Origin of the sequence: Subtercola vilae, from assembly GCF_004923255.1 — a bacterium.
Classification (GTDB): domain Bacteria; phylum Actinomycetota; class Actinomycetes; order Actinomycetales; family Microbacteriaceae; genus Subtercola; species Subtercola vilae.
Map to the genome: position 1 here is coordinate 17,726 of NZ_QYRT01000045.1, position 11,739 is coordinate 29,464.

General features: G+C 65.4%; 12 protein-coding genes. 1 reads left to right on the plus strand and 11 read right to left on the minus strand.

Translation table 11 applies throughout. The annotated features are described in order from the left end of the window. Positions 1–33 precede the first annotated feature (33 nt). From rpmF to D4765_RS16475, 11 genes are all read right to left on the minus strand, one after another. Positions 34–237, minus strand: coding sequence for a 50S ribosomal protein L32 (rpmF, locus tag D4765_RS16425; RefSeq protein ID WP_136643399.1), 204 nt, complete (start codon positions 235–237; stop codon positions 34–36). A 3-nt stretch (positions 238–240) separates the two neighbouring features. Further along, a complete protein-coding gene (locus tag D4765_RS16430) occupies positions 241–843 on the minus strand; it encodes a YceD family protein (RefSeq protein WP_237280510.1) in 603 nt (200 codons plus the stop codon). A gap of 32 nt (positions 844–875) precedes the next feature. After that, positions 876–1,820, minus strand: a complete 945-nt coding sequence (locus D4765_RS16435) for a LysR family transcriptional regulator (protein ID WP_136643400.1) — start codon at positions 1,818–1,820, stop codon at positions 876–878. 78 nt (positions 1,821–1,898) lie between these two features. After that, positions 1,899–3,266 carry an aspartate aminotransferase family protein gene (locus tag D4765_RS16440; RefSeq protein WP_136643401.1) on the minus strand — a complete coding sequence of 456 codons (1,368 nt, stop codon included), beginning with the start codon at positions 3,264–3,266 and terminating at the stop codon, positions 1,899–1,901. Positions 3,267–3,329: 63 nt separating this feature from the next. Then, positions 3,330–4,505, minus strand: a complete 1,176-nt coding sequence (locus tag D4765_RS16445) for an ABC transporter substrate-binding protein (protein WP_136643402.1) — start codon at positions 4,503–4,505, stop codon at positions 3,330–3,332. Between the two features lie 45 nt (positions 4,506–4,550). Continuing rightward, a complete protein-coding gene (locus D4765_RS16450; protein ID WP_136643403.1) occupies positions 4,551–5,426 on the minus strand; it encodes an ABC transporter permease in 876 nt (291 codons plus the stop codon). Positions 5,427–5,434: 8 nt separating this feature from the next. Further along, on the minus strand, positions 5,435–6,286 hold the full coding sequence (locus tag D4765_RS16455) for an ABC transporter ATP-binding protein (protein ID WP_201799354.1): 852 nt from the start codon (positions 6,284–6,286) through the stop codon (positions 5,435–5,437). After that, entirely contained in the window at positions 6,283–7,164 is an 882-nt protein-coding gene (locus D4765_RS16460) for an ABC transporter permease (RefSeq protein ID WP_136643404.1), read from the minus strand. The genes D4765_RS16455 and D4765_RS16460 overlap by 4 nt, the downstream gene beginning before the upstream one ends. Further along, complete coding sequence (locus D4765_RS16465) at positions 7,161–8,177, minus strand: TIGR03842 family LLM class F420-dependent oxidoreductase (RefSeq protein WP_136643405.1); 1,017 nt, start codon at positions 8,175–8,177, stop codon at positions 7,161–7,163. The genes D4765_RS16460 and D4765_RS16465 overlap by 4 nt, the downstream gene beginning before the upstream one ends. A 13-nt stretch (positions 8,178–8,190) precedes the next feature. Next, positions 8,191–9,630: a dihydropyrimidinase gene (gene hydA / locus D4765_RS16470; protein WP_136643406.1), complete on the minus strand. Its 1,440-nt coding sequence runs from the start codon at positions 9,628–9,630 to the stop codon at positions 8,191–8,193. A 27-nt stretch (positions 9,631–9,657) separates the two neighbouring features. After that, on the minus strand, positions 9,658–10,506 hold the full coding sequence (locus D4765_RS16475; protein ID WP_136643407.1) for a nitrilase-related carbon-nitrogen hydrolase: 849 nt from the start codon (positions 10,504–10,506) through the stop codon (positions 9,658–9,660). A gap of 104 nt (positions 10,507–10,610) precedes the next feature. Between D4765_RS16475 and D4765_RS16480 the strand changes: the two genes are divergently transcribed. Further along, positions 10,611–11,739: aminotransferase-like domain-containing protein (locus D4765_RS16480; protein WP_136643408.1), on the plus strand; the 1,129-nt coding region annotated here is incomplete at its 3' end.

The following is an 11,739-nucleotide window of genomic DNA, read 5'->3' on the forward strand; positions in this document are numbered from 1 at the left end:
GAGCGCACCTGTACGTACATTGAGGCGTTGGGCCTAAATGTCGGCGACTTTGCGGCCCTTGTACTCAAGGAACAGCGCGGTACCGGCAGAGTCTTCGACAACCTTGGCGCGGTGCGGCAGGCTGTAGACGGTCTTGCCGTTCTCGACGGTCTTGACCAGGGTGGGGGCGGTTGCCTTCCACTGGGCGCGGCGCATGCGGGTGGAAGCCCGCGACATCTTTCGCTTCGGTACAGCCATGATCTAACTCTTCTCTATCTCGGCCCCGGACGGAGTTTCTCCATCGGGCGCGTGGTTTGTGGTTGCTTCTGACTCAGTGGTTTGCTCAGTGGCCTGCAACAGCCCTGCAAGAGCAGACCATCGGGTGTCGACGATCTCTTGCGGCGCGCGTTCGGGCAGATCTTCAAGCCGCTCGCCCGTGACGGGGTCGAGGCCTGGGCAATCGGGCCGGCAAACCGGTTGAAACGGGAGTGCGAGAACCACCGCATCCCTGATCAGTGGTTCAAGGTCGACATGGTCGGCCTGCACCTCATAATCAAAAGCTTCGTCAAGAGAATACGCGAAAAGCTCCGCAAACTCGACTCGAACGGGTAATTCGATGTCTTTGAGGCATCTTCCGCAGATTCCGGTGGCGTCTGCGTCGACTCTGACACTGGTCAGAATGCCGTCGTGGAGGCTCTCGAGGCGCACGTCGACCTGCAGCGTGCTACCGGCCTGAACTGCGACGAGGCCCTCGCCCAGCTTCTCGGGCAGAACGATGTCGAGCTCGCGTTCGCGCAGCTCACCCGGCTGGTGCATCAAGTCCCAGACATTGACCGTGTACGGGGTTTTGTTGAATTTGGTCACGGGCGACAACTTTACCCGGTATTCGGGGCGGTTCAGGCGGTCGTGGGGTTTGCTTCGCGGATTGCGACGGATTCGGCCTGCAGGGCATCCAGAACCGTACGAACGGCAAGCCGTTCAGCCCTGTCGGGGCGCATGAGTGCGTAGATGTGGCGCTCGGCGGTCACACCGGCCAGGGGCGTGAGTGAGATGCGCTGAGACATGGCCGCGCTGGTGAGGTAGGCGCCGCCGGCGGTGTAGCGGGGAAGGATGGCGATGCCGAGACCGGCCGAGACCAGCGCTTCGGTCACTCGAGTGTCGGCGAAGCGCTGAACGATGTTCACGGGGGCTCCTGCGGCCGCTGAGATGTCGTAGAGCGTGCGCTCGAAGGGGTAGCCCCAGGGCACGCCGATCCACTGCTCACCGATGAGGTCGGCAGGGGTGACGCTCGCTTGCGCGGCCAGTGGATGCCCGGGGGGAAGCGCCACGTCGAGAGGCTCGGTGATCAGGTGAACTATTCGCAGGCCCCGCGACTGCCAGAGCGACGGAGGGCGGGTCGGCGCGTGGGCGATGACGATGTCGAAGTCGTTCGTGAGGTCAGGGAAGGCTTCGGAGGCAGGGTCTCGGTCGCTCGCGTGCAGGGTGAGGCCCGTCTGCTGGGCCAGCCGGTGCAGCACTCCGGGGAGGATCATCTGGCCGCCGGTGGGAAAGGTGGCCAGTGACACCTCGCCGGTGGGGTCGTGGCGAAACTCGTCCCAGAGCGCATCGGCTCGTTCGAGGGCAACGGCGACGTCGGCGGCGCTACGGGCGAGGGCGCGGCCGGCGTCGGTGAGCACGATTCCGCGGCCGGCCTTCTCGGTGAGGGGAAGGCCGGCTTCGCGCTCGAGCACCCTCAGCTGCTGCGAGACGGCGGAGGGGGTGCGGTGGGTGGCGCGGGCGACCTCGGTGATGCTGCCGCGCTCGGCGAGTTCGCGCAGCAGTTCGAGTCGGCGAACATCCATGTATTGACGCTACCGGGTCGGGGCCGAATTGTGCAGCGCCGCGACAGCGACGCCTGGGGCTGGGCGGGGCGGGGCTGATCAGACGTCGAGGCTGGCGAACGCCTCATCGTAGATGGCGAGCCCGCGGGCAACCTCGTCGTCGGTGACGACGCACGGCGGCACCACGTGCAGCCTGTTGTCGGCAAAGAACGGCAGCATGCCAAGCGACAGCAGTTTCGCCTTCAACGCGCCCACGAGGGTCGGCGAGAGAGGTTCGCGGGTCGTGGGGTCGGCCACGAGATCGAGAGCCCAGAACACTCCGAGGCCACGCACCTCGCCGATGACCGGGTACTTCGCGGCCAGGGCGTGAAGGCCCGGCTCGAGCAGCTCGCTGCCCACCCGCGCAGCGTTGTCGACGATGCCCTCGTTCTCCATCGCATCGAGGGCGCCGATGATCGACGCCATGGCGAGCGGATGCCCCGAGTACGTCAACCCGCCGGGAAACACGGTCTCGTCGAAGACTTCGGCGATGAACGGCGGAATGATGACCCCGCCCACCGGCACGTAACCCGAGTTCACTCCCTTGGCGAAGGTGATCAGATCGGGCACCACGGGCTCGTCGACGAGCCCCAGCGACTGGAACGCGAACCACCCGCCCGTGCGGCCGAACCCGCACATGACCTCGTCGAAGATGAGCACGATGCCGTATGTGTCGGCGAGCGCGCGAACCCCGGCGAGGTAGCCGGGTGGGGGCACGAGGATGCCCGCGGTGCCGGGGATCGTCTCGATGAGTATGGCCGCGATCGAGTTCGCCCCCTCTGCCTGGATGACCCGCTCGAGATGGTGCAGTGCGCGCGCCGACTCTTCTTCTGGCGTGGTCGCCCAGAACTCCGAGCGGTACGCGAACGGACCGAAGAAGTGCACGTGTGCACGGGCATACTCGTTGGGCACGCGGCGCCAGTCACCGGTCGCGGCCACGGCAGACCCTGTGTTGCCGTGGTACGAGCGGTACATCGAGAGCACCTTGTCGCGCCCGGTGTAGAGCCGCGCCATGCGCATGGCGTTCTCGTTCGCGTCGGCTCCCCCATTGGTGAAAAAGACCTTGCTGAACTCGTCGCCCGCACGCTCGAGGATGCGCTGGGCCGCTTGGCCACGGGCCAGGTTCGCGTGGGCGGGCGCGATGGTGGTGAGAATGTCGGCCTGCGTGTGAATCGCTGCAACGACGGCCGGATGCTGGTGGCCGATGTTGACGTTGACGAGCTGGCTGGAGAAGTCGAGGTAGGTGTTGCCGTCGAAGTCCCACACCGTGCTGCCGAGGCCGCCGGCGATGACCATGGGTGTGAGTGCGGCCTGGGCCGACCAGGAGTGGAAGACGTGCGCACGGTCGAGTTCGTAGGCGAGCTGGCCGTCATCGGGGCTGAGATTCACGGGTGGTGCTTTCTGTTTCGAGTGGGTGAGCTCGGTCATCCGGAAGCCTACTGAGGCTCACGGATGACCGAGCCCTGGGTACTATTCTCGCGCTGCGCTCTCTTATTTGCCGCCCTCAGTAAGGGTGACGGTGAGAGGGGTGAACGAGGAGCCTGTCACGTCGACACCCTGTGATTTCAGGGCGTCGAGAGCCTTCTGCACATAGGTGTTCGTGTAGGCATCGGAGTCGGGCGCCTTGGTGATCACCGTGCTTCCTTCGAGGTTCTTGGCGCTCATGGCCACGCCGACGGTCTGCTTCCAGGCCGCGTCGCTGACGATACCGATACCCGCCGACGACGGCCAGATCAGCTTGTTGACCTCGTTGGTCTGCCAGAGCTGGTGGCTCGCGCCGAGCTGCGACCCCTTGGCAACGACGATGTCGCTGGCCTTCTGGGGGTTGTCGCGGGCGTAGATCCAGCCCTTCAGGGCGGCGGTGAGGAACTTGACCGTCGTGTCTTGATAGGTGGTGTCGTTCTTCAGCTTGTCGGTGTTGGCCCAGATCGCATCCTGCAGCATCGCGGTGCCTTCGGTGTTCCAGTCGATGACGTTGAGGTCGCTCGGCTGGTACAGCTTGCCCGTTGCCGGGTTCGTGGTCTCGAGAATCTGTGCGTATTCGTTGTAGGTCTCGGCCTGAGCCGCGTCGATCGACCCGTCGAGAAGGCCCGACTCGTCGAACGCCTGCTGCACGAGCTGCACGTCGGTGGCCGGGTTGAGCCCGGCCTTCGTGATGCCGGCGAACATCTCGAACTCATTGCCGAAGCCCCAGTTGCCCACGATCTTGCCCTTGAGGTCGGCCGCGGTCTTGATGTTCTTCGCTGCCATCGACACCTGCAGGGTGCCCGACTTCTGGAAGATCTGGGCGACGTCAGTGATACCGGCGCCCTGCTCACGCGAGGCGAGCGCCTTCGGAACCCAGGCCACCGCATAGTCGACCGAACCGTCTGCGAGCTGGGTCTGCGGCACGATGTCGGTGCCACCCTCGATGATGCTCACGTCGAGACCCTCGTCTGTGAAATAGCCCTGGTCGAGCGCGGCATAGTAGCCGGCGAACTGCGCCTGGGTGAACCACTGCAGTTGCAGTTTCACGGGGATGAGGGCACCCCCGGTGACGCTGGGGTTGCCGCTGTTGCCGCTCGTGGCCGTACTCGTGCTCGACGAACTCGAGCAGCCCGACAGGGCGAGAGCTGCCGACGCCGCGATGGCGGCCACGCCGAGGGCGATGCGTTTGCTGTGTTTCATCATTTCCTCCATCAATGAGTGGTGCAGGGGTGCAACGGGGTGAACTCAGGAGCGTCGCCGGGAAGCGAACCGTTCGAGCAGCAGGGTGACGCCATAGAAGACGAGGCCGAGAATAATGGCACCGAACACGTACGCCCATGCCCGGGGGTAGGCACTGTTCGCCGCCGCAGACGTGATGCGGGAGCCGAGACCGTTCTGCAGCCCGCCGAAGTATTCGGCCACGATCGCCGAGATGACGGCCAGCGACGATGCAATACGGAGCCCGGTGAAGATGAACGGCACCGCCCCCGGCAGCGTGACGGTGCGGGTCAACTGCCAGCTGCTCGCCGCGTACGCCCGCATCAGGTCTCGGTGCACGGGCCGCACTTGGCGAAGCCCTCGCAGGGTGTTGATGAAAATCGGGGCGAACACCACGATCATCACCACCACCCGCCGCGGGGTGTCGGAGGTGGAGCCGAACATCGTGTTCAGAATCGGTGCCAGCGCCACGATCGGCACCACGGCAAGGCCCGCGACCAGCGGCACGATCATGCGATCGAACACCCGCAGCCGCGAAGCGACGAGCGCCAGCAGCACTGCGAGCACACCGCCCACCACGAGCCCGATCAACGCGTTCAGCCCGGTCGCGAGCATCGACGAGAGAAGCAGGGCAAACACCGCCACGACTTGACCGGCGATGTCAGTGGGGCTCGGCAGCAGGTACGGCTTGATATCGAACACCGCAACGACCAACTGCCAGAGAAGCAGGAAGGCGACACCCAGCACGAGTGGCGGCAGCACCGAGCGAACGAGCGCGCGGCCCCGACCAGGGCCACGCACCGCAGCGGCTGAGACACCGGCAGGCACACCGGCACCGGCAGCAGCACCGGCAGCGGGCTCCGGATGCCCGTTCCCCCGCTCGGCCACACCAGGCCCGCGCATCCCTTCGCTCATCGCAGCTCGACTCCCATCGGCGCCGCCGGGCTGCCGTGCAACGCCTCGCGCACGGCCGTCACCCCCTCGAAGAACGCCGAGTTCTCCCGGAGCCCCTCGCTGCGCTGGGTGCCGGGCCCGAGATCGATGTCGACGATCCCCACGATGCGGCCGGGCCGGGGCGACATGACCACCACGCGGTCGGAGAGGAAGACGGCTTCGGGAATCGAATGCGTCACGAATACGACGGCGGCGCCCGTCTCCGAACAGATACGCACAAGCTCCTGCTGCATTCGCTCCCGGGTCATTTCGTCGAGGGCGCCGAACGGCTCATCCATCAGCAGGAGCTTGGGTCGTTCGGCCAGCGACCGCGCAATGGCCACGCGCTGCTGCATACCCCCCGAGAGTTGGTCGGGGAAGCGCGAGCGAAAATCGGTGAGCCCCACGAGTTCGATGAGCTCTTCGGCACGTGCCGAGCGCTCGGTCTTGCCGACACCGTGCAACTCGAGCGGCAGCTCGATGTTGGCCTGGACTGAACGCCACGGCAGCAGGCCCGCGCTCTGGAAGGCGATGCCGTACTCCTGGTCGATGCGGGCCTGACGCGCGGTCTTGCCGAACACCAGGATCTCACCGCTGGTCGCTTCGTCGAGATCGGCGATCAGCCGCAGCAACGTGCTTTTGCCGCACCCAGAGGGGCCGATCAGGGACACGAACTCCCCCGGTGCCACAGTGAGCGACACGTCGTCGAGTGCTCGCACCTCGGCACCTTTGGCGACCTGGAAGACTTTGCCGGCCGAACGCACCGAGATAGCGGCCACACTGGCGGCGTGGGCCGCACCGGTCGCGGGGGTCTGAACGGGCGTCGTCACGATGCCGCCTCCTGTCGATTGAACCGTTTGAGGGCGAGCCCCACGAGGGCCACGAGGCCTGCCGAGACGAGCCCGAGGATGACTGCTCCCGCGATGGGCGCGTAGGCCTTTGCCGGGTCTGACGTACCCGACTGCGCGAATTCGATGATCATGCGCCCGATGCCGCCTTTGTAGCCCGTGGAGACCTCGGCCACCACCGTGCCGACGATGGCGCTCGCTGCCCCCAGCCGCAGTGCGGGGATGAGGTACGGAACGCTCGCGGGCAGACGCAGGCGCAGCAGGGTCTTGAACCACCCGGCGTTGTAGGTGCGCATGAGTTCGAGATGGATGGCGTCTGGCGACTGCAACCCGCGGAGCGCGCCGACCGCCACCGGGAAGAAGGCCAGGTAGGAGGCGATGACGGCCACCGACATCCATCTGTCCCACGAGAACGCACCGATCTGGATCTTGCCACCCCAGGCGACGATCACGGGCGCCAGGGCGATGAGAGGCACCGTCTGGCTGAGGATGAGCCAGGGCAGAACCGCTCGCTCGGCGACGCGGAGCCGCTGCATCAGCAGTGCGAGGAGAAAACCGACGACAGAACCGGCGACCCAGCCGACGGCCGCCACACCGAGGCTGTTCAGCGCCGCCCCGATCACCGACACCCACACGGGAGGGGAACCGACCGCGGAATTCACCGGCTGCAGCGCCCGCGTGACCATGTCGACGAGGTGCGGCATCGAGCGGTCGTCGGTCTTGGGCAGAATGCTCTGACCGAAGAATTGAACGCCCGTGACCGGCCCGACCGCTTTGTACCCCTCCCAGAGCACAGCAAGCAGCACCAACCCGGCCAGCCCCCACAGCACCGCGCTGAATCGAACCCCCGGTCTCGTCATGCGGTGGCCGTGATGTGCTCTCGCAGAGCGGGAATGACGGCCTCGCCGTAGACCCGCAGGGTTTCTTCTTTGTTGTCGTGTTGCAGATAGCCGGCGAACTGGTCGACGCCGAGCTCTTTCAGCGCCTTCAGCTTCTCGATGTGCTGCTCGGCAGTGCCGAGCAGGCAGAACCGGTCGACGATCTCGTCGGGCACGAAGGCCGCGTGCGAGTTGCCTGCGAGGCCGTGCTCGTTGTAGTCGTAGCCTTCGCGAGCTTTGATGTAGTCGGTGAGGGCGGCCGGTACCGACGAATCGGTTCCGTACTTGGCGACGATGTCGGCGACGTGGTTGCCGACCATTCCGCCGAACCAGCGGCACTGGTCGCGCATGTGCTCCCAGTCATCGCCGATGTACATGGGCGCCGCCACGCAGAACTTGATCGACATCGGGTCACGACCGGCTTTTTCAGCCGCATCGCGAACGGTCTTGATCATCCACTCGGCGATGTCGAGGTCGGCGAGCTGCAGGATGAAGCCGTCACCCACCTCGCCCGCGAGCTTCAGGGCGAGCGGGCCATAGGCGGCAACCCATACCTCGAGTTCGGAGCCGCGGCTCCACGGGAACTGCACGGTGGCGCCGTTGTACTCGACCGAGCGACTGTTGGCGAGCTCGCGGATGACGTGGATCGACTCGCGCAGGGTCTTCAGCGTGGTGGGCGCACCATTCGTGGTTCTGACGGCCGAGTCGCCACGACCGATGCCGCAGATGGTGCGGTTGCCGTACATCTCGTTGAGGGTGGCGAAGATGGAGGCCGTGACCGTCCAGTCGCGGGTCGCCGGGTTCGTCACCATGGGGCCCACCTTGATGCGGTGGGTCTCGTTGAGAATCTGGCTGTAGATGACGTAGGGCTCCTGCCAGAGCAGGTGCGAGTCGAAGGTCCACGCGTAGTCGAAGCCGTGCTGCTCGGCCAGTTTCGCGAGCGCAAGGGTGCGCGACGCCGGCGGGTGGGTCTGGAGTACTGCTCCGAATTCCATGTGGTGCTTTCTCCTAGATCAGGTACTGCGACAGGCCGCGCTTGAAGTACTTGCCGTCGGTTTTCGAACCGAGGTACTGGTTGCCGTCGACGATGACTTTTCCGCGGGAGATGACGGTGTCGACGTGCCCGTCGATCTCAAAACCCTCCCAGGCCGAGTAGTCCATGTTCATGTGGTGTGTGCGGCCCTCACCGATTCCGATGGAGGTGTGCCCGTTCGGGTCGTAGACGACCACGTCGCCATCGGCGCCCGGCTGGATGACACCCTTCTTGCCGTACATGCCGAACATGCGGGCCGGGGTGGTCGACGTGAGCTCGACCCAGCGCGGCAGCGAGATCTCCCCCATGACGACACCCTGGTAGATGAGATCCATGCGGTGCTCCACGGAGCCGATGCCGTTGGGGATCTTCGAGAAGTTGCCGATTCCCATGTCTTTCTGGCCCTTCATGCAGAAGGGGCAGTGATCGGTCGAGATGACCTGCAGGTCGTTCGTGCGAAGGCCCTGCCACATGTGGTGCTGGTGCCCCTCCGCCCGCGAGCGCAAGGGAGTCGAACACACCCATTTGGCACCCTCGAAGTCACCCCACTGGTTGCTGGATGCCCCGAGCTGCTCTTCGAGCGACAGGTACAAGTACTGCGGGCAGGTCTCGGCGAACACGTTCTGGCCCCGGTCGCGGGCCAGCGCGATCTGCTCGACGGCCTGCTTCGCGCTGACGTGCACGATGTACAGCGGCGCGCCCGTGAGGTTCGCCAGCATGATGGCGCGGTGCGTGGCCTCCTCCTCGGTCTGCCACGGACGGGTGGTGCCGTGGAAGTAGGGCGAGGTGTCACCACGCTCGATGGCCTGCTGCACCAGGAGGTCGATGACGCTGCCGTTCTCGGCATGCATCATCATGAGGCTGCCATTCTCGCTGGCGCGCTGCATGGCCTTCACGATCTGGCCGTCGTCGCTGAGAAAGACGCCCTTGTAGGCCATGAACAGTTTGAACGAGCTGACACCCTCGTTCAGCAGTTCGTCCATCGCCGTGAGAGACGAATCCTGCACATCGCTGAGAATCTGGTGGAACCCGTAATCGACCGCGCAATTGCCGGCCGCTTTCTGGTGCCAGAGCGCGTACTGGTCGAGCACGTTCTCGCCGGCGTACTGCACGACGAAGTCGACGATGCTGGTCGTACCGCCCCACGCAGCGGCCCTGGTGCCCGTCTCGAAGGTGTCGCTCGCGAACGTGCCACCGAAGGGCATCTCCATGTGCGTGTGTGCGTCGATGCCGCCGGGGATGACGTACTTGCCCCGCGCGTCGATCACACGGTCGACGTTCGATGCCACGTCAAAACCCAGGAGGGCTGAGCCCGGGGCCAGAACGGCGGCGATCGTCTCGCCGTTGATCAGTACATCGGCCTCTGCCGTACCGGTCGCGTTGACGACCGTTCCGTTCGTGATGAGGGTCTTCATTCGCTGCTCCTTCGCAGAAGGTCGTGGCTACGGCTTGGGAATCGACGTGTACGACTCCGGGCGGCGGTCACGGTAGAACTGCCAATTGTCGCGAACCTGGCGAATCATGTCGAGGTCGAGGTCACGGATGACGATCTCTTCGTGCTCGCCGCTGCCGTACCCGCCGATGATGTTGCCCTGGGGATCGACGAACTGGCTGTTGCCATAGAACGTGACGGCCAGGTCGCCGTATTCGTTGTCTTCGCGGCCCACCCGGTTCGGCGCGGCCACGAAGTAGCCGTTCGCGCCGGCGGCAGCGGGCTGCTCGATCTCCCACAGGCGGTTCGAGAGCCCGGGCTTGGTGGCGTTCGGGTTGAACACGATCTGGGCACCGTTCAGGCCGAGCTCACGCCAGCCCTCGGGGAAGTGTCGGTCGTAGCAGATGTAGACACCGATGGGCCCGACTGCGGTCTTGAAGACCGGGTAGCCGAGGTTGCCGGGGCGGAAGTAGAACTTCTCCCAGAACTTGTCGAGGTGCGGAATGTGGTGCTTTCGGTACTTGCCGAGAATGGTGCCGTCGGCGTCGACCACGACGGCCGTGTTGTAGTACACGCCGGGCATGTCTTCTTCGTAGATGGGCAGCACCATCACGAGGTTCAACTCTTTCGCCAGTGCCGCGAACCGCTGCACGATGGGGCCGTCGGCCGCCTCGGCGTAGGCGTAGTACTTGGCGTCTTCGGTGATGCCGAAGTAGGGCCCGTAGAAGAGTTCCTGAAAGCAGATGACCTGGGCGCCGTCTGCAGCCGCATCACGGGCGAACTGCTCGTGCTTGGCCAGCATGGATTCTTTGTCGCCCGTCCACGTTGTCTGCGTGATTGCCGCTCGAATGACCGTCATAGTTTCGCGTGTTCCTTTCGAAGCCGGTTTTGTTATTATTTGCTGTGAACATTTCTCTCGTGTTTCAGCGTGTGACGCCAGAGTAAATAAGTCAAGAGGTGTGGATGATCGAGCTGATCGCCCGGGCTGTGGAGGAGAACCGCACTCCCGAGGGCATCGCCGCCGCATTCTCCCGCCTCATTCGTAGCGGCGCCATCGCATCCGGAGACCGTCTGCCCACTGTTCGTGCTCTTGCCGCCGAGCTCAGGGTCAGCCCGGCCACTGTATCGAAAGCCTGGCAGGCGCTGGCCGGCGTGGGGCTGATCACCTCGCGTGGGCGGGCCGGCAGCTTTGTGCTGCACGCCAGCACCACGTGGATGCCGGCGCACTTCGCGGGGCTGGCCGGATCCCATGTCGAAGCCCGGCTCGACCTCTCGACCGGAACACCAGACCCAGAACTGCTGCCCGGGCTCGCGGCCGCCATCTCACGGGTATCGACGCGTGCCGACACCTCGAGCTACCTCACCTCGAGGGTGCTTCCTGAACTCGAACGCCTACTGCGGGCATCCTGGCCCTACCACCCAGAATCGCTGACCATCGTCGACGGAGCGCTCGACGCCCTGTCGCGTTCCCTCGATGCGGTGGTTCGGTATGGCGACAGGGTGATCGTCGAAGATCCGTCGTTCCCGCCGTTCTTCGATCTGCTCGAGCAGTTCGGCGCCGAACGAGTGGCTGTACCCATCGACCGGCACGGCATGCGGCCCGACCGGTTCGCGGCGGCCCTTCGCACAAACCCGGCAGCGATCATTCTGCAGACCCGCGCGCACAACCCCACCGGAGCCTCGATGACCGCGGAGAGGGCGCGAGAACTCGTGCGGGAGCTGAAGGCGCACTCGCACCTCACCGACCCGGTGATCATCGAAGACGACCATTCGGGCGAGATCAGTTCGGTGCCGGCGGTCAGCCTCGGCACGTGGCTGCCGCATCGCACGCTGCACATTCGAAGCTTTGCCAAGTCGCACGGCCCCGACCTGCGCATCGGCGCGCTCGCGGGGCCGACCGAGCTGATCGATCGCATCGTGGCACGCCGGATGCTCGGGCCGGGGTGGACCTCCCGCATGCTGCAGACCATTCTGTACGAACTTCTCAGCGCACCCGCATCGGTGGCCGAGGTGGCGGCCGCGCGTGCGACGTACCGGGAGCGGCAGCGGGCTCTGGCCGAGGCGCTGGGGCGGCGGGGGGTCGACATGGGCG

Coding starts and splice junctions, on each gene's coding strand:
- rpmF (WP_136643399.1), bottom strand. CDS start 237: ATGGCTGTACCGAAGCGAAAGATGTCGCGGGCTTCCACCCGCATGCGC.
- D4765_RS16435 (WP_136643400.1), bottom strand. CDS start 1,820: ATGGATGTTCGCCGACTCGAACTGCTGCGCGAACTCGCCGAGCGCGGC.
- D4765_RS16440 (WP_136643401.1), bottom strand. CDS start 3,266: ATGACCGAGCTCACCCACTCGAAACAGAAAGCACCACCCGTGAATCTC.
- D4765_RS16445 (WP_136643402.1), bottom strand. CDS start 4,505: ATGAAACACAGCAAACGCATCGCCCTCGGCGTGGCCGCCATCGCGGCG.
- D4765_RS16450 (WP_136643403.1), bottom strand. CDS start 5,426: ATGCGCGGGCCTGGTGTGGCCGAGCGGGGGAACGGGCATCCGGAGCCC.
- D4765_RS16460 (WP_136643404.1), bottom strand. CDS start 7,164: ATGACGAGACCGGGGGTTCGATTCAGCGCGGTGCTGTGGGGGCTGGCC.
- D4765_RS16465 (WP_136643405.1), bottom strand. CDS start 8,177: ATGGAATTCGGAGCAGTACTCCAGACCCACCCGCCGGCGTCGCGCACC.
- hydA (WP_136643406.1), bottom strand. CDS start 9,630: ATGAAGACCCTCATCACGAACGGAACGGTCGTCAACGCGACCGGTACG.
- D4765_RS16475 (WP_136643407.1), bottom strand. CDS start 10,506: ATGACGGTCATTCGAGCGGCAATCACGCAGACAACGTGGACGGGCGAC.